Source organism: Kitasatospora sp. NEAU-69 (assembly GCF_057158765.1).
Genome location: NZ_JBWXUE010000019.1, coordinates 120,568 through 142,678, shown reverse-complemented (window position 1 = coordinate 142,678; position 22,111 = coordinate 120,568). Strand labels below are relative to the sequence as shown.

23 protein-coding genes are annotated in these 22,111 nt (G+C 72.3%); 9 read left to right on the top strand and 14 right to left on the bottom strand.

All coding sequences use genetic code 11. The annotated features are described in order from the left end of the window. Positions 1–23: 23 nt before the first annotated feature. From AC060L_RS22385 to AC060L_RS22375, 3 genes are all read right to left on the bottom strand, one after another. Positions 24–1,028, bottom strand: a complete 1,005-nt coding sequence (locus AC060L_RS22385) for an MBL fold metallo-hydrolase (protein ID WP_483800630.1) — start codon at positions 1,026–1,028, stop codon at positions 24–26. Between the two features lie 94 nt (positions 1,029–1,122). After that, complete coding sequence (locus tag AC060L_RS22380; protein WP_483800629.1) at positions 1,123–2,763, bottom strand: AMP-binding protein; 1,641 nt, start codon at positions 2,761–2,763, stop codon at positions 1,123–1,125. Between the two features lie 116 nt (positions 2,764–2,879). Beyond that, positions 2,880–3,746: an Fpg/Nei family DNA glycosylase gene (locus tag AC060L_RS22375; protein ID WP_483800628.1), complete on the bottom strand. Its 867-nt coding sequence runs from the start codon at positions 3,744–3,746 to the stop codon at positions 2,880–2,882. A gap of 64 nt (positions 3,747–3,810) precedes the next feature. Here AC060L_RS22375 and AC060L_RS22370 point away from each other — a divergent pair, with 64 nt between their 5' ends. From AC060L_RS22370 to AC060L_RS22350, 5 genes are all read left to right on the top strand, one after another. Then, on the top strand, positions 3,811–4,722 hold the full coding sequence (locus AC060L_RS22370; protein ID WP_483800627.1) for a glutaminase: 912 nt from the start codon (positions 3,811–3,813) through the stop codon (positions 4,720–4,722). A 109-nt stretch (positions 4,723–4,831) separates the two neighbouring features. Beyond that, the gene (locus tag AC060L_RS22365; RefSeq protein ID WP_483800626.1) at positions 4,832–5,596 is read left to right on the top strand and encodes a thiaminase II/PqqC family protein; all 765 of its coding nucleotides are present in this window, start codon (positions 4,832–4,834) and stop codon (positions 5,594–5,596) included. Between the two features lie 135 nt (positions 5,597–5,731). Next, positions 5,732–5,878 carry a hypothetical protein gene (locus tag AC060L_RS22360; RefSeq protein ID WP_483800625.1) on the top strand — a complete coding sequence of 49 codons (147 nt, stop codon included), beginning with the start codon at positions 5,732–5,734 and terminating at the stop codon, positions 5,876–5,878. A gap of 56 nt (positions 5,879–5,934) precedes the next feature. Continuing rightward, a complete protein-coding gene (locus AC060L_RS22355) occupies positions 5,935–6,390 on the top strand; it encodes an SRPBCC family protein (protein ID WP_483800624.1) in 456 nt (151 codons plus the stop codon). Positions 6,391–6,469: 79 nt separating this feature from the next. Next, on the top strand, positions 6,470–7,270 hold the full coding sequence (locus AC060L_RS22350; RefSeq protein WP_483800623.1) for a phosphotransferase: 801 nt from the start codon (positions 6,470–6,472) through the stop codon (positions 7,268–7,270). A 2-nt stretch (positions 7,271–7,272) separates the two neighbouring features. Here AC060L_RS22350 and AC060L_RS22345 read toward each other — a convergent pair whose 3' ends face one another. From AC060L_RS22345 to AC060L_RS22325, 5 genes are all read right to left on the bottom strand, one after another. Then, on the bottom strand, positions 7,273–8,298 hold the full coding sequence (locus tag AC060L_RS22345; protein WP_483800622.1) for an alpha/beta fold hydrolase: 1,026 nt from the start codon (positions 8,296–8,298) through the stop codon (positions 7,273–7,275). 13 nt (positions 8,299–8,311) lie between these two features. After that, positions 8,312–9,568 carry an esterase/lipase family protein gene (locus tag AC060L_RS22340; protein ID WP_483800621.1) on the bottom strand — a complete coding sequence of 419 codons (1,257 nt, stop codon included), beginning with the start codon at positions 9,566–9,568 and terminating at the stop codon, positions 8,312–8,314. 154 nt (positions 9,569–9,722) lie between these two features. Then, complete coding sequence (locus tag AC060L_RS22335) at positions 9,723–10,574, bottom strand: SAM-dependent methyltransferase (RefSeq protein ID WP_483800620.1); 852 nt, start codon at positions 10,572–10,574, stop codon at positions 9,723–9,725. Between the two features lie 161 nt (positions 10,575–10,735). Then, positions 10,736–12,382: an APC family permease gene (locus AC060L_RS22330; protein ID WP_483800619.1), complete on the bottom strand. Its 1,647-nt coding sequence runs from the start codon at positions 12,380–12,382 to the stop codon at positions 10,736–10,738. 436 nt (positions 12,383–12,818) lie between these two features. Beyond that, a complete protein-coding gene (locus AC060L_RS22325) occupies positions 12,819–13,241 on the bottom strand; it encodes a DUF6299 family protein (RefSeq protein ID WP_483800618.1) in 423 nt (140 codons plus the stop codon). A gap of 195 nt (positions 13,242–13,436) precedes the next feature. Between AC060L_RS22325 and AC060L_RS22320 the strand changes: the two genes are divergently transcribed. Both AC060L_RS22320 and AC060L_RS22315 read left to right on the top strand, forming a co-directional pair. Then, positions 13,437–14,387, top strand: a complete 951-nt coding sequence (locus AC060L_RS22320) for a hypothetical protein (RefSeq protein ID WP_483800617.1) — start codon at positions 13,437–13,439, stop codon at positions 14,385–14,387. 132 nt (positions 14,388–14,519) lie between these two features. Beyond that, positions 14,520–15,404 carry an SGNH/GDSL hydrolase family protein gene (locus AC060L_RS22315; protein ID WP_483800616.1) on the top strand — a complete coding sequence of 295 codons (885 nt, stop codon included), beginning with the start codon at positions 14,520–14,522 and terminating at the stop codon, positions 15,402–15,404. A 40-nt stretch (positions 15,405–15,444) separates the two neighbouring features. Here the strand turns inward: AC060L_RS22315 and AC060L_RS22310 are convergent, their stop codons facing one another. Continuing rightward, complete coding sequence (locus tag AC060L_RS22310) at positions 15,445–17,088, bottom strand: N-acyl-D-amino-acid deacylase family protein (RefSeq protein WP_483800615.1); 1,644 nt, start codon at positions 17,086–17,088, stop codon at positions 15,445–15,447. Further along, on the bottom strand, positions 17,088–18,383 hold the full coding sequence (locus AC060L_RS22305; protein ID WP_483800614.1) for a type III PLP-dependent enzyme domain-containing protein: 1,296 nt from the start codon (positions 18,381–18,383) through the stop codon (positions 17,088–17,090). Before AC060L_RS22305 ends, AC060L_RS22310 begins: the two co-directional genes overlap by 1 nt. Before the next feature lie 105 nt (positions 18,384–18,488). Between AC060L_RS22305 and AC060L_RS22300 the strand changes: the two genes are divergently transcribed. Beyond that, positions 18,489–18,896 (top strand): RidA family protein, encoded by a 408-nt coding sequence (locus AC060L_RS22300; protein WP_483800613.1) that lies wholly within the window; start codon positions 18,489–18,491, stop codon positions 18,894–18,896. A gap of 77 nt (positions 18,897–18,973) precedes the next feature. Here the strand turns inward: AC060L_RS22300 and AC060L_RS22295 are convergent, their stop codons facing one another. The 4 genes from AC060L_RS22295 to AC060L_RS22280 form a co-directional block, all read right to left on the bottom strand. Then, complete coding sequence (locus AC060L_RS22295) at positions 18,974–19,741, bottom strand: acyl-CoA thioesterase (RefSeq protein WP_483800612.1); 768 nt, start codon at positions 19,739–19,741, stop codon at positions 18,974–18,976. A gap of 9 nt (positions 19,742–19,750) precedes the next feature. After that, positions 19,751–20,086 carry a hypothetical protein gene (locus tag AC060L_RS22290; RefSeq protein ID WP_483800611.1) on the bottom strand — a complete coding sequence of 112 codons (336 nt, stop codon included), beginning with the start codon at positions 20,084–20,086 and terminating at the stop codon, positions 19,751–19,753. Positions 20,087–20,330: 244 nt separating this feature from the next. Then, entirely contained in the window at positions 20,331–20,825 is a 495-nt protein-coding gene (locus AC060L_RS22285) for a GNAT family N-acetyltransferase (protein ID WP_483800610.1), read from the bottom strand. A 90-nt stretch (positions 20,826–20,915) separates the two neighbouring features. Beyond that, positions 20,916–21,356 carry an ankyrin repeat domain-containing protein gene (locus AC060L_RS22280; RefSeq protein WP_483800609.1) on the bottom strand — a complete coding sequence of 147 codons (441 nt, stop codon included), beginning with the start codon at positions 21,354–21,356 and terminating at the stop codon, positions 20,916–20,918. Between the two features lie 501 nt (positions 21,357–21,857). Between AC060L_RS22280 and AC060L_RS22275 the strand changes: the two genes are divergently transcribed. Beyond that, positions 21,858–22,052, top strand: a complete 195-nt coding sequence (locus tag AC060L_RS22275) for a hypothetical protein (RefSeq protein ID WP_035840595.1) — start codon at positions 21,858–21,860, stop codon at positions 22,050–22,052. The last annotated feature ends 59 nt before the right edge of the window (positions 22,053–22,111 follow it).

The following is a 22,111-nucleotide window of genomic DNA, read 5'->3' as shown; positions in this document are numbered from 1 at the left end:
CCCCGCCCTGCTCCCCGAGCGGATCAGCGCTCGCCGCCGGCCTCGGCCCAGTACTGCGCGCACTGGCCCACCAGCGCGACCATGTCGGGCGCCGCCGTGTCCGCGGCCAGCTCGCGGTAGTGGGTCGCAATGGTGATCACCATCCGCTCCGGAAGCAGCCAGTCGGCCGCGAAGTCCGGCACCGCGAAGCTGCGGGCCGCCGCCAGCGCGTCCACGCCGTCCGCGTGGCACCGCTCGGCGTGCAGCCGCAGCAGCTCCAGGTACTCGCGCATGAGCCGCGCCTCGGCCACCGTGCAGACCGGTCCGTGGCCCGGCACCACGATCTCCGGCTCCAGGCCGAGCACCAGGTCGAGCGCGGCGATCACACCGGGCAGCGAGGCCCAGGTGACCGGGTGGTGGCCGACGAAGAGGATGTCGCCGGTGAAGACGGTGGCCAGGCTCGGCACGTGCACCATCAGATCGCCCACCGAGTGCGCCGGGCCGACGCCGATCAGCCGCACCTCGGTGCCGTCCGGGCCGCCGACGTGCAGCACCCGCTCGCCGGTGAAGGTCTCCGTCGCCTGCCGCAGCCGCACCCCGGAGAAGTCGAACGGGAACTTGGCCCGGAAGTACGCGCCGAGCGGGGCGTCCGGGTCGCTCTGCCGCAGCAGCGTGGAGACCTGCTCGGGCGAGGGCTCGTGGCAGATCGCGTACGCGGTGGCCGCGGTGGCGATCACCGGCAGCTCCTCGGGCAGCACCTGCAGGCCCCAGCAGTGGTCGCCGTTCGCGTGGGTGAGCGCGGCGGCCTCGATGGTGAGGCCGGGCAGCAGCTGCTCGACCCGGGCCAGCACCCCCTCGGTGAGCGCGGGGGTGTACGGCGTGTCGATCAGCAGCGCCCGGTCGCCGTCCACGATCAGGCCGCAGTTCGCCCAGCCCCAGCGGTCGGTCTCGGCGGGCACGTGGGCCAGCACCCGGGCCGCGCCGTCGGCCGTCAGTTCCCGCAGTTCCCCTCCGGTGAACTCCGCCAACGCCGTCTCGGACTGCTGCATACTCGGGGCTCCCCACCACTTCGACCGTGCGACCTTCGCACCTGCGCGTCGCATGATCGCACACATAGAAGCCCAGCTCAGCCCGCGCCCCCGACTACCCCTGGTCCGTCAGCATGCGCACGGCCTGCTCCCGCATCTCGACCTTGCGCACCTTGCCGGTGACGGTCATCGGAAACGCGTCCACCAGGTGGAGGTAGCGCGGGATCTTGTAGTGCGCGAGCCGCCCGGTGCAGTACGCGCGCAGCGCCTCGACGGTCAGCTCGGGCGCCCCGGGCCGCAGCCGGACCCAGGCCATCAGCTCCTCGCCGTACTTCGCGTCCGGCACCCCGATCACCTGGGCGTCCAGCACGTCGGGGTGGGTGTAGAGGAACTCCTCGACCTCGCGCGGGTAGACGTTCTCGCCGCCGCGGATCACCATGTCCTTGATCCGCCCGGTGATCGCGAGGAACCCGTCCTCGTCCATCACCGCGAGGTCGCCGGTGTGCATCCAGCCGTCCGGGTCGATCGCCTCGGCGGTCTTCGCCGGCTCCTCCCAGTAGCCGAGCATCACCGAGTAGCCGCGGGTGCAGAGCTCGCCGGTCGTGCCGCGCGGCACGGTCGCGCCGCTCGCCGGGTCGATCACCTTGACCTCCAGGTGCGGCCCGACCCGGCCGACCGTGGAGACCCGCTGCTCGAAGCCGTCCTCGGTCCTGGTCTGGGTGGAGACCGGCGAGGTCTCGGTCATGCCGTAGCAGATGGACACGTCGCGCATGTGCATCCGCTCGATCACCTGCTTCATCACCTCGCTCGGGCACGGCGAGCCCGCCATGATGCCGGTGCGCAGCGAGGAGAGGTCGTGCGTGGCGAAGCCCGGGTCGTTCAGTTCGGCGATGAACATGGTCGGCACGCCGTAGAGCGAGGTGCAGCGCTCGGCGGCGACGGCGGCCAGGGTGGCCGCGGGGTCGAAGGTCGGCGCCGGGATCACCATGCAGGCGCCGTGCGAGGTGGCCGCGAGATTGCCCATCACCATGCCGAAGCAGTGGTAGAACGGCACGGGGATGCAGATCCGGTCCTGCTCGGTGTACTCGCACAGCTCGGCGACGAAGTAGCCGTTGTTCAGGATGTTGCGGTGCGAGAGCGTCGCACCCTTCGGGAATCCGGTGGTGCCGGAGGTGTACTGGATGTTGATCGGATCGTCAGGGCGCAGCCCGGCCGCGATCGTCGCGAGCTCCGCCATCGCCTCCGGGCCGGCCGCCCGCTCCCCCGCGGCCAGCAGCTCCGACCAGGACTCCCCGCCGATCAGCAGGACCTCGCGCAGCGCCGGGCAGTCGGGCCGGGCCTCGGCGAGCATCGCCGCGTAGTCGGAGGTCTTGTACGAGGGCATCGCCACCACCGTGCGGGCACCCGAGTGGTTCAGCACGTACACCAGCTCGTGCGTCCGGTAGCCGGGGTTGATGCTGACCAGGATCGCGCCGATCCGCGCGGTCGCGTACTGCAGCAGCACCCACTCCGGGCAGTTCGGCGACCAGATGCCGACCCGCTCCCCGGTGCGGACGCCGAGCGCGAGCAGGCCGTGCGCGAGCACGTCCACCTCGGCGGCGAACTGACGGTACGTCCAGCGCCGTCCGCTCGGCACGTCGACCAGCGCCTCGCGGTCGCCGTGCGCGGCGACCGCGACGTCCAGGTTCGCGCCGATGGTCTCGGTCAGCAGCGGTGTCTCGGTGGGGCCGGCGGTGCGGCTCGGGGCAGCGGTCATCAGGGCTCCTGGTGGCTGGCAGGGACAGGCCACCGCTACCCAAGCGCATCCACGCTCATGCCGGAAGCGTTCATCCCGGCAGCGTCTGAACCACCGCACCTGACCACGGACGCTCTCTACTTCAGCAGCCGGGAGAGCCGCCGGTCGGCCAGCGGCTTGCCGCCGGTCTGGCAGGTCGGGCAGTACTGCAGCGCGGAGTCCGCGAACGAGACCTCGCGGATCGTGTCGCCACAGACCGGGCAGGGCTCGCCGGTGCGGCCGTGCACCCGCAGGCCGCCCTTCTTCTCCGCCTTCAACTCCCCTGCCGCCAGGCCCTGCGAGCGCTGCACCGCGTCGCGCAGCGTGCTCTCGATCGCCGCGTAGAGCGTGTCCAGCTCCGCCTCGGTCAGCTTGGCGGCGAGCTTGAACGGCGACAGCCTGGCGGCGTGCAGCACCTCGTCCGAGTAGGCGTTGCCGATGCCCGCCAGCACGCCCTGGTCCCGCAGCACGCCCTTGAGCTGGCGCCGCTCGCCGTTCAGCAGGCCGGCCAGCACCTCGCGGGTGAAGGCGGGGTCGAGCGGGTCAGGGCCGAGCCGGGCGATCCCGGGCACCTCCAGCGGATCGTGCACGCAGTAGACGGCCAGCCGCTTCTGGTGGCCCGCCTCGGTGAGGTCGAAACCGGTGTCGGAAGGGTCGGCGAGCCGCAGGCGCAGTGCCAGCGGGCCCTTGCTCGGCCGGGGCGGCTCCGGCGGCAGGTTCTGCCGCCAGCGCAGCCAGCCGGCGCGGGCCAGGTGGATCGCGAGGTGCAGGTCACCGGCCGTGATCACGAGGAACTTGCCGCGCCGCCCGACGGCCGTCACGGCCCGCCCCTCCAGCGCGGTGAGCGGCGGATCGTAGGTCTTCAGCACGCTCACGGCCACCGGGTGGATGCGCCCGATCACGCGGTGCAGCAAGTGCTCCGTCAGGAACACGCTGAGCGCTTCGACTTCGGGCAACTCGGGCATACCTCCTATTCTGCCTGGTGGGGGGCCGCTGGTCCGCAGAGACGCGCCATGACAATCTGCTTATATGGACTATCAGCTCGAACTCCAGCGCGCCGTCGATGCGGCCACCCCCGTGCTCGGCACCGGCCGGGTCGCCGACTACATCCCGGCGCTCGGCGCGGCCGACCCGAACTCCTTCGGGCTCGCACTGGCCACCGTGGAGGGCGAGGTGTACGGCGCGGGCGACTGGCAGCAGCCGTTCTCGGTGCAGTCCATCTCCAAGCTGTTCACGCTGGCGCTGGTGCTGGCCACCGGCGGCGAGCCGCTCTGGCACCGGGTCGGCCGCGAGCCGTCCGGCACCCCGTTCAACTCGCTGATCCAGCTGGAGTCGGAGCAGGGCATCCCGCGCAACCCGTTCGTCAACGCGGGCGCCGTCGTGGTCACCGACCGGCTGCTCACGCTGACCGGGAACGCCGGGCACGCCGTCCGCGAGTTCCTGCGCGCCGAGTCGGGCAACCCGCTGCTCGACACGGACCCCGAGGTCGCCGCCTCGGAGGCCACCCACGGCCACCGCAACGCCGCACTCGCCCACTTCATCGCGAGCTACGGCAACCTGGAGAACCCGGTCGAAGCCGTCCTGGACCACTACTACGCGCACTGCGCCATCGCGGCCAGCTGCCAGGACCTCGCGCTCGCCGGGCTCTTCCTGGCCCGCCACGGGATACGCGCGGACGGCAGCCGGCTGCTCTCGCGCAGCGACGCGAAGCGGATCAACGCGGTACTGCTGACCTGCGGGACGTACGACGCGGCCGGCGACTTCGCGTTCCGGGTCGGCCTGCCCGGCAAGAGCGGGGTCGGCGGTGGCATCCTCGCCGTGGTCCCCGGCCGTGGCACGCTCTGCGCCTGGGGGCCCGCGCTGGACCGGGCCGGCAACTCGGTCGGCGCCGTCGCCGCGCTGGACGCCTTCACCACGGCCACCGGCTGGTCGGTCTTCTGACGACACGTCAGCGCCGCCCCGGGCCGTCGACCGGCACGGACCGTGCCGGCCCGGCTACCTTGGGCTCGCCGGGCCGGAACCCCGGCCGAGACCCGAGGAGCGGCTGCCGATGACCCCGACACCCGACAAGGCCCTGACGCCTGACAAGGCGCTGACATCCGACAAGGCATTGACACCCCGCGAGGCACTGCTGACGATCCGCCGGGAGCTCGCCCCGGCGGAGCGGGAGAACCGGTTCATGCCGCTGATCGCCGAGGGCCGGGTGCCGCTCGCGGTACTCGGCGAGCTGGCCGCCCAGCAGCACCGGATCATCCGCAGCGACCGCCGCAGCTTCCTGGTGCTCGCCGCGCGCTGCGCGGACACGCCCGCCGGTACGTACTTCGCGCAGCTGGCCGACGGCGAGTCGCAGGCGCTCACCGCACTCACCGCGTTCGCGGCCGCATGCGGGCTGGACGAGGCGGCGCTGCGCGAGCGCGAACCGCTGCCCGGCTGCCAGGCCTACCCCGGCCAGCTGGCCTGGCAGGCGCTCAACGGCGAGCCGACCGCGATCGTGCTCGCGCTGGCGGCGAACTTCGCCGCCTGGGGCGGCTACTGCGCGATCACGGCGCGTGCGCTGCGGGAGCACTACGGGTTCTCGGACGCCGCCTGCGCGTTCTTCGACTTCTTCGCCGAGCCCGCCCCGGAGCTGGACGAGCAGGCGGTGGCGGTGGTCGCCGCCGGCGGGCTGAGCCCCGAGCAGCTGGCCGAGCAGCTGGCCGAGGGGCGGCGGTACGGGCGGCTGCTCCAGGCTTACGAGCAGCTCTTCTGGAGCACCCTCGCCGATCTGCACCCGGCGGCCCCGGCCGAGGACGACCCCGGACTGGGGCTGGCGTAGCAGGCGCTCCGGCGCCACTGCGGTCGCTCCGCCCTCTCTGGTTGCCTGCTACTGACCGATGGGCGCACGCTGGAGAGGTCGGCGGGTCGGCGGCGAACCGGCCCCGACCGGCCCACAACCCGAGGGAGGCCACTGATGTCCACCATCAACCCGGAGCAGCCGGCCCCGGCCGCCGCCCCGGAGGAGGACGAGATCCCGGAGGAAGGCGTCACCTCCGAGCAGGTCCTGCACGCCCAGGACGAGTCCCGCGCCGAGGGCGAACCCATCGAGGACGCGGAGTAAGCCCCCTTGTCTCGGTCTGGCTGTGTCGGCCCGGACCCCTGTGATCGGAGCACGCGATGAGCACCCTCGAAGAGCAGATCGATGTGGCCGTTCCGGTCCAGGTGGCCTGGGAGCAGCTGCACCGGATCGACCAGTACCCGAAGTTCGTCGACGGCGTGCTGCACGCCCACGCGCACGGCACCCACCGTGCCTGCCTGGACATCGAGGTGGACGGCCACGAGCGGGCGTTCGAGACCGCGATCACCGATCGCGGCGGCAACCAGGTGATGACCTGGCAGACCCTGGACGGCGCCCACCTGCGCGGCGCCTTCGCCCTGCGCCCGCTGGACGCCGGGCACACGCAGGTCCAGGTACGCGTCGAGTACGACCCCGACGCGGTCCGCACCGCGTTCGGCGGCCCGCACGGCTTCGCCCAGTCGAACGCGATCGAGCACACCGTGCGTGAGGACCTGAGCCGGTTCAAGCAGCTGGTCGAGGCGGAGCGCCCGATGCCGGGCGGGCTCGGCCTGTGAGGGCTGTCCGCTCGGCGGACGGAAGAGCGGCGGAAAAGCGATTGACCGGGCCCGGGCGGGCGTTGCGACAATCGGCGCCATGGTCGCCATGTCACCGCAGGGCCCGGTCACCGTTCCGCAGGCCGTCACGGAGCTCGCTGGCGGGCGGCCGCTGCGCGCTGTCTGGCGCAACGAGCTCGGCGGCCTGACCTTCGAGATCACCACCGGGGACACCCGGCGCTTCGCGAAGTGGACACCCGCCGGAAGCGGGATCGACCTGTCGGCGGAGGTGGCCCGGCTGCGCTGGGCGGCCGCGTTCGCCACCGTGCCGCAGGTGCTCGACGAGGGCGCGGACGAGACCGGCCACTGGATCCTCACCGCCGGCCTGCCCGGCCGGATGGCGGTGGACGACCACTGGAAGCGCGATCCCGCCACTGCGGTGCGCGCGATCGGCACCGGGCTGCGCACGCTGCACGACGCCCTGCCAGTCGCCGACTGCCCGTTCAGCTGGTCGGCCGAGGCCCGGGTGGCCTCGGCGCGGGCCCGGGCGGCGGCCGGCCTCACCGATCCGGCCACCTGGCACCCGGACCTGCGCCACCACGGCACGGTCGAGCGCGCGTTGGCCGTGGTGAACGCCGTGCCGCCGGTCGACCGGCTCGTGGTCTGCCATGGCGACGCCTGCGCCCCCAACACGCTGATCGCCGACGACGGCAGCTTCAGCGGGCACGTCGACCTGGGCGCACTCGGCCTCGCCGACCGCTGGGCCGACCTGGCCGTCGCCACCTGGAGCACCACGTGGAACTACGGCCCCGGCTGGGAGCAGCCGCTGCTCGACGCCTACGGAATCGGGCCGGACCCGGAACGGACTGCGTACTACCGGCTGTTGTGGGGGCTGACGTGAAGTCAGGCCGACTCCAGCAGCTCCAGCAGCGCCGCCGCGAACTCCGCCGGCCGCTCGACGTGGACGCTGTGCCCGGCGCCCTCGATCACCACCTCGCGCACGCTGCCGCCGGCCGCCGCGTAGCGGCCGAGGACGGCACGGGTCTGGGCGAGCATCGGCTGGGCCGGCGTGCCCGGCCAGCCGGGGACGGCGCCGATCGCGCCCAGGTGCGCCAGGTCGTAGAGCGAGGTGTCCGAGACGATCACGTCGGCCGCGCCACGGATCCAGAGCACCGGCGGCTTCGGCTCGACCCGTTCCAGATCGTCGATGCGCAGGTACGTGGGCGCCATCGCGTTCAGCACGCCGCGCTCGCCCGGTGCGACGCCCGGCCAGGCCTCGGTCACCCGCACCTCGCCGGGGAAGTTGTCCTCGCCGCACCTGGTGGTGAGCATCGCGGCCAGGTACTCCTCGGTGCCGGGCACCGGGGCGGCGACGTAGGTGCCGGCGAAGACGTTGCGCGGCGAGAACGGTGACGCCTCCCCCCGGTCGCCGGCCGCGAGCCGCTCCGCGAACTCCTGGCTCACCGCGCCGGCGCCCGAGCCGGCGCCGTCCGGCTGGTTGAGCTTGCCGTCCACCCCGTGCGTGCCGCCGAAGCCGTACGGGGAGACCGGGTTGACCAGGGTGACCGAGCGCAGCGAGTCCGGCCGGTCACGCAGCTGCCGGAGCGCCACGCCACCGCCCATGCTCCAGCCGACCAGGTGCACCGGGCCCAGGTCCAGTGCCTCGATCAGCGCCGTCAGGTCGTCGGCGAAGTCGCGCAGGCCCCGGGTCGCATCGACCGGCAGTGCTTCGGTGGCGCCGAAGCCGCGCAGGTCGGGAGCGATCGGGCGGTAGCGCTCGGGCAGGTCGTGCATGGCCCGGTGCCAGAACGCCGAGGACGAGACGTTGCCGTGCAGCAGGACCACCGGCTCGCCCGAACGCCCGGGTATCTCGGCATAGTTGACGGACAGTCGGGCGGTGTCGAGCCGGGAGTGGATGATGCGGTGCAAGGGTGACACTCCTCTAGTTCAGCCAGGCGGAGACCTGCGCGGCCGCCGCTGCGTTCCAGCCCAGTTCCAGGTGGTTGGCGCCGGCGATCAGCGCGGTGCCGGCCACCTTGCCGAAGCCGGTGGTGTCCAGCGCGCTGGCCTCGAAGACCACGCCGTCGCTCGGGCCTCGGTCCTCGTTGAAGATGCCGAGCACGTTCGGGGTGCCGCCGGCCAGCAGGTAGCTGCTGATCGAGGCGGGGACGCCCGCCTGCTGGAGCGGCACCACCAGCGAGCCGGCGTTGATCGCGGCCTGGATGCCGGTGCCGTAGGTGTAGACGCCCTGGCCGCCGTAGTACGTGGTGTACCAGTCCTGTTGGGTCTCGTCCACACCGAAGGTGGCGTCCCAGCGGGCCAGCATCTGGCGCTGACCCGGGTAGTCGTCATAGCCGCCGGTGGGGGTGAAGGAGAACTCGGGGTGCGCGGTGTACGTGCCGTAGCAGGTCATGTCCAGGTGCGGGGAGGGCGCGTTGACCGTGCCGCCGCACTCCGGCCAGATGCTGAAGTCGTGGGCCCAGCCGTGCGCGTACGGGTAGTCGTAGCCGCCGTTCGGGCCGCCGAGGGTGATCAGCTTGCGGACGTCGCCCGCGTAGCCGCGTCCCCAACTCGGCTTCAGCGAGGAGACGTAGGCACGGGCCGACATCTCGCCCTTGCTCCAGCCGATCAGGTCCACCTGGGGGACGCCGAGCTTCGCCCGGATCAGCGCGATCGCGTCGCCGACCTCCTGGGCCTGCATCAGGTTGTCACCCTGCTTCTGCGCGAAGCCGATCGCCAACACCCGGTAGCCCTGCCCGGACAGGTCCTGCATCAGGCCGGTGTCCGGGCAGACGGCCGCGCCGCAGCCGTAGCCGCCGGACTCGCCGGGGTTGGCCCAGGCCCGGTCGGGATTGTCGTTCGCGCCGTGCACCAGCAGCACCGGGACCTGGTGCGAGCCGGTGTTCCAGCCGGGCGCGGAGTAGAGCAGGAAGCGGCCCGAGTACGGCTCCTTGACGCCGCCGAAGAAGGTGAGCCGCTGGCCGTCCTGGTCACCGCGGCCGTCCGGCGGGTACTGCTCCTGGTGGAAGCCGGTGGTGGTGTCCAGGTAGCGCTCGACGTGGTCCCAGCCGTTGGCGACGGTCGGGTAGGTCGCCTCCAGCTTCAGGTAGCCGGGCACGTCGGCCGAGGCCGGCAGCGCCCCCGTGCAGACGCCCGCCAGCGCCAGTACCACCGCCATGATCCAACCGCGTATCCGCATGATGCCTCCCCTGCCCGCGCGGCCCGAGCGGCCCGCGCCCGTCAGGCTAGGCCCGCCCCGGCCGGGCACCCATGTGGGCGGACCACACGCCTGGCCACGGATGGTGTGCGCCGGGGCCCTGGGGCCTGCCGCCGGGAGGCCACCCGGGTGCGGTTCAGAGGCGCTCGGCCGTCACCAAGGTGTTCCGGGAGCTCAAGTACCAGTCCGGCCGGCCGTAGCCCCCGGCGACCACGGCCCGGTCGTGCCAACCGGCCCGCCAGTCGCGCGCGTTCAGCCACTCGACCGGGTCCTCGTCCAGGCCGCCCTGCCAGAGCGCGGCGACGGCGGCCAGCTCCGGCGCCCGGGCCGCCACTGCGTTGCCCTCGGCTGCGGCCTGCTCGCGCTCCCGCCGGCCCGGTCCGTGGGTCAGCGCGAGCCGGCTGCCGGGAGCGGCGAGCGAGCCGACCGTGCCGAGCAGGGCGGCGGCCTCGGCGTCGGAGAAGTAGGCCAGCAGACCCTCCAGCAGCCAGACGCTGCGCCCGGCCGGATCGAAACCGGCACCGGTGAGCACGTCGGTCCAGCCCGGGCGCAGCAGGTCGGTGGCGAGCACGGCGCGCGGGCCGGCGGCGACGGCGCCCTGCTCGGCGAGCACGCGCTCCTTGAAAGCCAGCACCGGCGGCACGTCCAGCTCGAAGATCCGGGTACCGGCCGGCCAGTCCAGCCGGAAGGCGCGGGTGTCCAGGCCCGCCGCCGGGATCACCACCTGCCGGCAGCCCGCACGGGCGGCGGCGAGCAGCTCGTCGTCGAAGAAGCGGGTGCGCACCGCGAGGTAGCGGGCCATCTCGGTCAGGCCGGCCGACGGCGTGCCGGCCGGGCGCTCGGGCTCCCCGGCGTGGGCGGCGGCGACGAAGGCGGCCGCGTAGGGGTCGTCGAAGAGGCGGTCAGGGCGGCTGCTCTCGGCGGCACGGGCCCTGGCCACGCCGATCGCGGTCCGGCCTACGCCTTCGGGGATCTGATGGGTACTCATATCGGGCATGCTACGTGGCGGTAAACCGCTGCGCGGCACCGCCGTTGCAGGGGAACCCGCTGCACGGCAACGCCGTCGGGCGCGCCCCTGGGGGAAGGGGCGCGCCCGACGGCGTTCAGCGATCGCAACGCTCAGACGTCGCAGCGTTCAGCGGCGGACGGTCAGTGGCCGCCCTCGTCAACGACCTCGATCGTGCCGATGTTGTGCTCGATCTCCTCCGTCGGCAGTGCGACGGCGCGGGCCCAGTAGTAGATACCGAGCGAGAAGACCGCGACGACGACCATGTCCCACCAGAGCGGGATGTCGTTCAGGCCGCCGAAGCCGCCGAGCTTGGAGATGATGCCGAGGCCGACCAGGTAGACCGGCAGCCACTGCGCGGCCTTGAAGTTCATCTTCGGCGCGTCCGGCAGGTTCTTCGTGATCGCGTAGGCCGCGTAGGAACCGAGCAGGGCGTAGCCGAGGACGATCGCGACGCCCAGGCGCCACAGGGTCTCCCAGCCGGACCAGTAGATGATCAGACCGGCGATCACGAAGGCAGCCGGGGAGATGATCTCGGCGGCCGGCAGCACGTACGGGCGCTCCCGGTTCGGCAGCCGCTTGCGGAAGACACCGAGCGCCAGGGGGGCACCCGCGTACATCAGCACGCTGGCGGAGGAGATGAAGCCGACCAGTGCCTGCCAGCTCGGGAACGGCAGGAAGCAGATCACACCGGTGACGAAGGCCATGATCAGGCCGAACCACGGCACGCCGCGGCTCTCGGTCTTCTCGAAGAGCTTCGGCGTGTAACCGTTGCGGCTCAGGCCGTAGGAGATCCGGGAGGTCGAGGTGGTGTAGATCAGGCCGGTGCCTCCGGGGGAGATCACCGCGTCGATGCGCAGGATGAGCGCCAGCCAGCCGAGGCCGACGATGGTCGCAAGGCCCGCGAACGGACCCTCGATGCCCTGGTAGGCCAGGTTAGCCCAGCCGTGGACGATGGAGCTGCCCGGCAGCGCGCCGATGTAGACGACCTGGAGCAGGGTGTAGATCAGGGTGCCGATCATGACCGACCCGATGACGGCGCGGGGGATGTCCTTCTTCGGGTTCTTGCTCTCACCGGAGAGCTGGATCGCCTGCTCGAAGCCGAGCAGCGAGAAGATGATGCCGCTGCCGCTGATCGCGCCGAGCACACCCTTGACGCCGTACGGCAGGAAGCCGTGCGAGGTGAAGTTCGACGGGTGGAAGTTGGTCAGCGCCAGGACGAAGATCACGAACAGCGGGACGGCGACCTTCCACCAGGTGGCGATGCTGTTGGTGCGGGCCAGCAGGCGGACGCCGAGGAAGTTGACGGCCACGAAGACGGCCATCAGCACGACCGCGGTGACGAAACCGGTGACGGTCAGTGTGCCGTCGGTGTGCTGGAGGTGACCGAAGAAGCTGAAGTACTTCTTCCAGTAGGCCGCGTAGCCGATCATGGCTTCGACCTCGATCGGCGCCACGGTGGCCGCCTGGAGCCAGGAGAACCAGCCGAACGACATGCCGGCCAGGCCGCCGAAGGCGTAGTGCGGGTAGCGCGCCGTACCACCCGAGACCGGGAAGAGCCCGCCGAGCTCAGCGTGGACCAGTGCGAGCAAGACGATCGCGACGGCCCCGATCCCCCACGATATGACCGCCGCCGGACCGGCGACCATGACCGCGTTCTTGGCTCCGAAGAGCCAGCCGGAACCGATGATCGAACCGACCGAGGCCCAGAGGAGGCCGATGAGTCCGATATCGCGCCGGAGCTTGGCACCACCGACGGACGACGAACCTATTTTGTCAACAACTGCCATGTGTGGGGACCCTCTTCAAAGATGGCGGAGTGAGAGTGCGGTGAACGCTAGCGGTCGATTAGGTATCTGCAAAGACCCCAGGACCGAATAGTTATGTTCTTCCGAAGGCTTTAGCATTGAAATTCGGAAGCCGCGCCTCCGGCGCGCCACCCCGGATCACCGCAGGTCAGAACCATCAAGGCAGTTGGCCACTTACACCCCCGCCAAGTCCGTACCAATATTTGAGCTTCATTTGAGCTTTTGGGCCGAAGGTCGCATTATGCTCCCCCGGAGTTGTCATAGCCTTGATTGACCCTGCATAGTGATGCAGCGCGACCGCCGACCGGACGGCGCCCCACGAATTCGGGCCGCCGAAATGCCGAGGCCACCCCGGGCGACAATCGTCCGGGGCGGCCCAGTGATCGGCCGACAGGCCGTCAGGCTGGCTGAGGTGCCGTCAACTGCCCTCCGACACAAGAGTGATGCCCTGCTGCTGGTCCGCCAACACAGTCGGGATCGGAATCAGTCCGGAGAAGGTCAGCCGCATCAGCGTCGCCTCCACCTGGGCCGGGCCGGGCGCGGTCGAGACGAAGCCGGGCTTGCCGCTGTTGCGCCACGCGTGCCACTGGCCGTCGCAGGTGGCCTGGGCGCTCCCGACGCCCGAGGTGGTCTGACCGCTCTTGAGGTTGCTGCTGACCAGCGTGCCCGCCGAGGAGCAGACGTACTGACCGGTCAGCGTGACCGTGCCGTCCGGGGTGACGGTGCCGGTCGGATCGATGGTCACGGCGGCGCCGCCGGCCGCGTCGGCGAGGCCGAGCGGTGCAGCGACGGAGAGAAGAAGGGCGCCCACGGCGCCGGCCAGCACAATACGGAGTCGCACGACTACCTCCAGTGACGGTGTTCGCGCATAGAGCTATCGCTTCCCGGGGGCGAAGCCCCGCATTCTCACCCGTTCGGCGGCGAGTCCCGGGTCCGCGACCGGAGCCCCTTGCCCGAGCCGGGCGGCCTGGGGCAGGCTCGGGCCGAGGGGCACGACGGCGTGCCCCCGCCGCCGAGCGTTGAAGGAAGACCACCGATGACGAGCCCTCAGATCCCCCAGAGCGTTGTCCCACCGCTCTTCGCCGGGCTCTGCGACGATGCGGCGATCTTCCCGCCTGGCGAACTCCCCCTGCCGCAGGCGGTTCCCGCCCACCTCGCGCACCGCACGGCCTGGTACGCGGAGCTGGTCGGCCCGTTCCTCTGCCCCGCCTCGAAGATCCAGGTGCTCGGGGAGCAGCTGGCCGAGCACCTGCCGCAGCACCCCGCCCCCCAGCACCCCGCCCCGCACCACCCCACCTCGCAGCACCCGGCCGACGGCGGCCTCGCGGTCGGCCTGATCGTCCCCGACGGCAGCAAGGGCCTCGAAGCCGCCCTGCGCGCCGTGCAGGCCGAGCCGCGCCTGCGGCTCGGTGGCCTGGAGGTGCTCGCCGACGGTGGCGGGGTGGACGCCGAGGGCGTGCGGGCCACCCGCGAGGCGCTGGACAAGCTGCTGCCCGAGTACGCGGCGCCCGGGATCCCGGTCGCGGTCGAGGTCGCCCGCGGCGACAACCTGCTCTTCGCGCTGGACGAGCTGGAGGGCACGCCGTACCGGGCGAAGTTCCGCACCGGGGGCATCGTGGCGGGCATGTTCCCCGGCGAGCTGGAGGTCGCCTCCTTCCTGTACGCGTGCGCGGCCCGCCGCCTGCCGTTCAAGTGCACGGCCGGCCTGCACCACGCGGTGCGGCACCAGGACCAGGAGACCGGCTTCGAGCACCACGGCTTCCTGAACGTGCTGCTGGCCACCCACGCGGCGCTCGGCGGCGCCGAGCACGGCGAGCTCGCGGCGGTGCTGGGTCAGACCGCCGGCGAGGTGCTCGCCGGCGGCCTGACCGGGCTGAGCGAGCAGGAGGTGAGCGCGGCCCGGGCGGCCTTCACCGGGTTCGGCACCTGCAGCGTCGCCGAGCCGCTGGCCGACCTGCTCGCGCTGGAGCTGATCTCGCTGCCGTAGCGGCCTCTCCACGGCGGCAGGTTTTTTCTCCTCCGTCACACCCCTTACCTCGGCGGCTACCACCCAGTAGCCTCGCCGCGTCATCCGCGCGCCGCCATCCGGGCGGCCCGCGGGTGCCCCGGGAGGGTGTTCATGAGTTCGATCAAGCTCCGCCGCCGGATCCGCCCGCTGCTCAGCGCCGCCGTGCTCGGCGCGACCCTGGTCGGCATCTGCGCCGGCCCCGCCTCGGCCAGTGCGCCCGCGCCGGGTGGGCGGTACTACCTCGCGCTCGGCGACTCGCTGGCCGCCGGCTACCAGACCCTGCCGGGCGGCGGCAGCGAGGTCGGCCACGGGTACGCGCAGGACCTCGCGACCACCCTGGCGGCCCGCGCCCAGCGGGACGGCGGCCACCCGTTCTCGTTCACCGATCTGGGCTGCCCCGGTGAGACCAGCGGTTCGATGATCACCGGCGGCTGCCCCTACCCGCACCCGTACGGCGGTGCCCAGTTGGACGCCGCCGTCGCCTACCTGACCGCCCACCACCACGACCACGTCCTCGTGACGCTCGACATCGGCGCGAACGACGTGGACGGCTGCGCGGCCGGCGGCAGTCTGAACGCCGCCTGCGCGATCACCGGCATCGCCACCGCCGGCCGCGATCTCGGCTTCATCCTGGGCAAGTTGAAGGCGGCGGCCGGCCCGAACACCAAGATCGTCGGGATGAACCTGTACGACCCGTTCCTCGCCGCCTGGGTCACCGGCGACCAGGGCAAGGTGCTGGCCGGTCTCTCGCTGCCGCTGGCGGGCGCGCTCAACACGACGCTGGAGACGGTCGACGCCGCGTTCGGGGTGCCGACCGCCGACGTGGCGTGCACCTTCGCCACCGACGACTTCACCCAGCAGGTCCCGTTCAACGGCACGAAGGTGCCCAAGGACGTGGCCCGGATCCTGAGCTGGACCAACATGGCGCGCGGTGACATCCACGCCAACGACCTGGGCTACCAGGAGATGGCGGACGCCTTCCTGTCGAAGATCTGACCCGCCCGCCGGTCTTACGGCCTGTCGGGGCCGGTCCGGGTCAGTCCACGTGCCGCCCCCGGTTGCGCAGCGCGCGGCCGGGGAGCGCGCCGGTGGGGCGGGTGTCGCGCAGCACCGCGGTGCCGCCGACGTAGACGTGCTGGATCCCGGTCGCGGGCCGCCGGGGCTGCTCGAAGGTGGCCGCGTCGCCGACCGTCCCGGGGTCGAAGAGCACCAGGTCGGCGTGGTAGCCGGGACGGATCAGCCCACGCCCGGCCAGCCGCAGCCGGCGGGCCGGTCGGCCGGTCATCCGGTGCACCGCCTGCTCCAGCGTGAGCACTCCCAAGTCCCGTGCGTAGTGGCCGAGATACCGGGCGAAGGTGCCCCAGGCGCGCGGGTGCGGGCGCGCCCCGACCAGCAGCCCGTCGCTGCCGACGGTGTGCGCCGGGTGGCGCATGATGGCGCGGACGTTCTCCTCGTGGCCGACGTGCTGCAGGATCGTGCTGCCCAACTCGTCGGCGCGCAGCAGCTCGAAGAAGAGCTCGGTCCCGGAAGTGCCGCGCTCGGCGGCGAGTTCGGCCACCGTGCGGCCGACCATCGCCGAGAGCGCGGGCGAACGCACCCCGGATATCTGCACGGTGGCCCAGTCCGCCGTCACCCCGTGGCAGCCGTCGCTGCCGGTCTCCTCCAGCTCGCGGCGGACCCGCTCCCGCGCGGCTGGATCGGCGAGCCGGGCGAGCGTCGCCGCCGGACCGCCCTCGGCAGCCCAACTCGGCAGCAGCGCGGCCAGCGTGGTGGAGCCCGGAAGGTAGGGGTAGCTGTCCAGGCTGAGGTCACAGCCCTCGGCGATCGCGGCGTCCAGCAGCGCGAGCAACTCGTCGGCGCGGCCCCGGTTGACGCCGAAGTTCATGGTGGCGTGCGCCAGGTGGAGCGGGCAGCCGGAGCGTCGGGAGATCTCCACCATCTCGGCGTACCCGGCCAGCGCACCCGCGCCGTAGGAGCGCTGGTGCGGCGAGTGGTAGCCGCCGTGCGCGGCCACCACCGCGCAGAGCGCGGCGAGTTCGGCGGTGTCGGCGTACATCCCCGGCGTGTAGCTCAGCCCGCTGGACAGGCCGACCGCGCCCTCGCGCAGTCCCTCGGCGAGGAGTTCGGACATCCGGCGCAGTTCGGCGGCATCGGGCGCCCGGCGCTCCCAGCCGAGCACCAGGGCGCGCAGCGTGCCGTGCGGGACCAGGTAGCAGGCGTTCACCGCGATGCCGCCGTCCAGCCGGTCCAGGTACTGGCCGACCGTGCGCCAGTTCCAGTCGAAGCCGGCCGGATCGCCGTTCCAGCCCGCGAGTTGACGGCGCAGCACCGGCAGCGTCGCCTCGTCCACCGGCGCGTAGGAGAGCCCGTCCTGGCCGAGCACCTCACAGGTGACGCCCTGGGTGACCCGGGACGGGTGGGCCGGGTCGACCAGCAGCTGCAGGTCGGAGTGCGCGTGCATGTCGATGAAGCCGGGCGCGAGCACCAGGCCGTCCGCGTCGATCACCCGCGCGGCGCTCAGGCCGGTCCCGGTCCCTAGTGCCGCGATCCGGCCCTCGCGCACCAGCACGTCGGCGCGGTAGCGGTCGGCGCCGGTGCCGTCGATCACGGTGGCGTCGCGGAACAGTACGGTGGCCCCGCGCGGGTGCGGGGCAGGCGCCAACGACCGTGAGGCGCCCATCAGAAGAACGTCCGCACCAGGTCCACCACTCGCGGCTCGGCGGCCGAGGCGTCGTCCAGCACCGGGATCAGCGTCCACTTGTCGAAGGCGGTGCAGGGGTGCGAGAGGCCGAGCCTGACCACCTCGCCGAGCTCGGCCTCGCAGTCGCGCAGGAACGCGTGCTGGTCGTTGACCGCCGTCACGGTGCCGGTCACGGGTCGCAGCCCGGTGCTCGTCCGGACGGCCTGCGGGACCGGCAGGCCCAGGTCGTACGGGAAGTCGCGCTTGCCGCCGTCCAGCAGTGCCAGGCCGGGCTCGGGGTGCGAGGCGACCCGGGCCCAGCCGTGCATCGCGGCGCGCAGCGGTTCGCCGGCGCCCCGGGAGAGCGGCGAGATGCCCTCGTAGAAGCCGTCGTCGTGCACCAGGTAGGCGCCGGAGCGCAGCAGCACGGCGGTGCCGGGGCAGCTCGCGGTGAGTGGCGTGAGCAGGTCGGTGACCTGGTCGAAGTAGGCGCTGCCACCGGCCGAGACCACCGGTTCGTCGGTCTGGCCCAGCAGGCCCTCGGCGTACAGCGCGGTGTGCAGTTCGGCGAGCCGGCGCAGGTAGTGCTCGACGGCGGCCAGGCCGGTGTCGCTCGCGTCCTTGGCGAGCGCGGCCTCGTAGCCGGCGGTTCCGGTCAGCCGCAGCACCGGGGAGGCGTGCGCGGCGCGGGCGGCGGCCAGCGCGGTCGGCAGGTCGCGGGCACCGGTGCGCCCGCCGTCGCCGCCGAGTTCGACCTGCACGTCCAGCGGGCGGCTCGCGCCGGCCGCGCGCAGCGCCTCGTCCATCAGCCGCACGCTCTGCGCCGAGTCCACCCAGCAGCTCACCTCGAAGAGCGGGTCGGCCGCCAGCTCTGCCGCGAGCCAGCCGAGCTGCCCCGGGTCGAGCAGCGCGTTGGCGACCACCACCCGGCGCACCCCGAACGCCCGGGCGACCCGCAGCTGCGCGAAGTTGGCGAGCGTGATGCCCCAGGAGCCGGCCGAGAGCTGGGCCTGCCAGAGCGCGGGGGCCATGGTCGTCTTGCCGTGCGGCGCGAGCCGGACACCGGCCTTGGCGCACCAGTCGGCCATCGCCCGGTCGTTGTGCGCGAGGGCGGCGGCGTCCAGCGTGAGCAGCGGGGTGCCGAGTTCGCCCAGGGTCGGGCCGGTGGCCAGGTACTCCGACACGGTCAGGCCCCAGGCGGCCGGCGGCACCGCCTTGAACCGCCAGTCCAACCGCTCCTGCGCGAGGTCCGCCACACGCTGTGCGTCGATTCCGGACTCTGCCGACCTGGTCACTGCTCCACCTCCGGGCGCGAAGTCGCACCGTTTCCGGGCGCGAAGTTGCACCTTACGCAGTCACCTTTGCGCATGTCACCGCTGCCGTTCTAGCATCCGCTGATCATGAGCGAGAAGATCGAGATCCGTACCGAGGGCGCACCGGCCCCGGCCTGGCTGTTCTCCCAGGGCGTGCGCAAGGGCCCGATCGTCCAGGTCTCCGGGCAGGGCCCGCAGGACCCGGCGACCGGCGCCTACCTGTACCCGGGCGACGTCAAGGCGCAGACCCGGCGCACGCTGGAGAACGTCAAGGCGATCGTCGAGGCCGCCGGGGCCTCGGTGGACGACGTGGTGATGTTCCGGGTCTACCTGACCACGCGTGAGCACTTCGCGGCGATGAACGAGGCCTACGCCGAGTTCATCGAGGCGAACGTGCCGGCCGGCGGCGTGAAGCCGTGCCGGACCACGGTCTTCGTCGAACTGCCGCACGAGGTGATGCTGGTGGAGATCGACGCGCAGGCCGTCGTGGGCTGACCGGCGCCCGCACCGAAACGGTTCGCTGCGGGGTGCCCGGCAGGCCGGGCACCCCGCACGAACGCTAGGGCCTGTCGTCAGGCCCGCAGCAGCACCCTGGCCCGGGCGGGCACCCTGGGCGGCGGGACCGTACCGGCCGGCACGGCGGTGACCGGGGCGCCGTGGACGGCCGGCGCGCCGTGGGCGAGCGCGCTGCCGTGGGCGACCGGGCGCAGCCCCGTCAGCCGGCGCTTCGGCATCAGGTTGGGCGTCACCCGGCGCGGTGCACCGCCTGGCTTCGGCACCCGCCCGCCCTGGTGGGCGAGCTGCTGCAGCCGCGCCTGGAGCTGGAGGTGCCCCCAGGTCACCAGGCAGGGCTGGGCCGGCGGCGGCGCCATCATCAGATAGTCGGACAGAAATTCCCGCTCGGCCGGGCTGAGCTTGCGCGACCGCCCGGACGCCCGGTCCCGCGCCACCACGACTGTTCGGGCACTCATGTACGTGTACGAATCTCGGCAGACGTCCACCCGCACATGCGCGGAACTGCGCCCGAGCCGCTCCACCGTCAGCCGCACCAGCAAGGGGTCGGGGCGGTGGTGCAACTGCTGCAGATAGTCGATCTCGTGCCGGGCGATCAGGAATCCGGCCGGGAAAAGCGATTCACGGGCGGCCTGCGCGTGGTGGTGGAAGAGATCGTAGATTCCCTCCTGGATGTAGCCGACCAGCCGGGCGTTGTTGATGTGCCCGTTCTCGTCGACGTCGCTCCACCGGGTCGGGCAGTGCAGCACGTGGGCGTTGTGGTGCTTCGTCGCGCCGTGGTGCGCTGCCGGGCCGTGGTGCACCGTCGTGCCGTGGTGCGTCGTCATGCCGCCTCCTCAGGCCTGCGTCGGGCGGTCGGCGGCAACGGTCAGCGCCGGATCGGCGCTGAGGCCCGCTCCGGCCAGCGCGCGCTGCAGCCGGGCGTGGTAGCCGGCGTCGGCGGCCAGCATCCGGCGGCTGGTCCAGCCCTCCTCGGCGGCCTCGGCCGCGGTCCGGACGACCAGCGCGTCCAGCGCGCCATCGACCGCGCGGCAGAGTTCGGCGACGGCGGAGATGCGGCCGGTGATGTTTCCGGCCCCGGCCCGGACGGGGAAGTCGGCAAGCGCGTTCACCGCGAGCTGGAGGCTGTCGGCGGTGACCGCGCGGCTTTCCGGCTGGCAATTGTCGTGCACGGTGTCTCCCGGGAAATAGCGGATGGGCAGGGACGAGCGGCCCCGGATTCCGCCGGAGCCGCCCTCGGACGCAGCGAGCACGACGCTAGCCCAGCCCAAGGGCCCTATTCACCGTTTATGCACAGGAACGGGGTACGACCCCACGTCCGGAGTACGCAGAATTCACCGTGACCAGTCACGTGACCAGCCAATCGGCGGCACCCCTGCGCACAATTTGCACGTATTACCGGACGCCGTACGGGAATTAGACCGACTGGCCGTCGGCCGCCGGCAGCTCCTTGCCCAGGCAGATGCTCTGCGGGTGGTCCCGGTAGACGCCGAACTTGGTGATCGGCAGATATCCCTCGGACTCGTACAGCGCGACCGCCTCGGGCTGCTCGGTGCCGGTCTCCAGCACCAGCCGGCGGCGCCCGGCGGCGACGGCGGCCACCTCCAGGTGGCGCAGCAGGGTGCGGGCCAGACCGCGGCCGCGGGCCGCCGGCAGCACGAACATCCGCTTGAGCTCGGCATCGCCGTCACGCAGGAACGCGCTGGAGCTGTCCTTCACCCGCCAGCCGCCGCACGCGACCGGCTCGTCGTCCAGGTAGGCGACCACGAAGATGCCGTGCGGCTCGACGAAGTGCTCGGCGTGCATCTCGGTGGTGTCGATGTCGCCGTAACGGCGGACGTACTCCTGCTGGACCTCGGCGGTGAGCAGCTCGGCGTGCGGGTGGTCGTAGCCCGTGGTGCGCAGTTCCATGGACGCCAAGCATACGGCGGCCCGATCATCTGGTGATCGGGCCGCCGTATGCCCTGAATCAGGCTTCGCCGCGCTCAGGCTTCGTCGTACTCAGGCGGAGCGGGCCTCGAAACGGGCCAGCAGCTCGTCCTTGCCGAACATCTGCGCCGTCTCGAACGCCGAGGGCCGACCCGCCTTCGGGTCCGCGCCGCCGGCCAGCAGCGCGTCGAGCGCCTCGTCGTTCCCCTTGAACACGGTGCCGGCCAGCGGAGTCTGGCCGCGGTCGTTCACCCGGTCCGGGTCCGCGCCGCGCTCCAGCAGCAGCCGGACGGCCGCCGCGTGGCCGTGGTAGGCAGCCAGCATCAGCAGCGTGTCACCGCGGTCGTTGCTCAGGTTCACCGGGGCGCCGGCGGCCAGGAAGGCGGCCAGCGCGGCAGCGTCGCCGCACCGGGCGGCGTCGAAGATGCGGCCCGCCAGCTCGATCAGCTCGGCCTCGGCGGGCTCACCGGCGGCGGACGGCTGGGACTCGTGGGTCTCGTGGGACTCGGCCATTGCGGCCCTTTCCGAACGGAGGGTCAGGTGCCCTCGCACGGTAACGGGCGGCCGGGCCGGTGAGCCAGCGTCCGTCCAGCATCCGGCCGCCCGGCAGCTGACCAGCCGGCATCCGGCCGCCAGGCACCCACGCGGTCGGCACCGCCGGACGACACATCAGGAGCACGGTTACGCCTCCGTTCGAGCGAATTCCGCAAAGTGTGCTGACGCCCCTCTGGCCCCACCAGTCACAGCAGCCACAAGGCTGCCCCTCAGCGAAAAGGCCGGAAAACGGGGACGGGCACCGCCCCGCACCGCCCGGACCGCACCGGCGACGCCACCTCCGGCCTGCGGCTTCGGCCGAAGTCCACCCATTTGCCAAGTTCCATCATCTATTACTTTTTGTCAGGATTAGGGCACTCTCCGTGACACTGTCCCCCTGTATGGCCTCGCGGAACGCCCTCGCCGATGCCATCGCACGGCAGTGGTCCCCTGTCCCCGCCTCACCGAGGAGCAGACCCCGTGATCCTGTCCATCTCCGGCATCGTCCTGTTCGGCACCATCGCGTTCCTCTTCTTCCGCCGGGACGGGCTCAAGGTCTCGCACGCCTTGGTCTGCGCCCTGTTCGGCTTCTACCTGGCGGGCACCGCGATCGCACCGAGCATCCAGGCCGGCGGCGCGAGCCTGGCGAACCTGCTCGGCGGCATCAAGTTCTGAGCGCACCCGGAGCACGGCCCGGGTGCGGATCCCACCGCCCCGGGCCGTCCGCCGTGTCC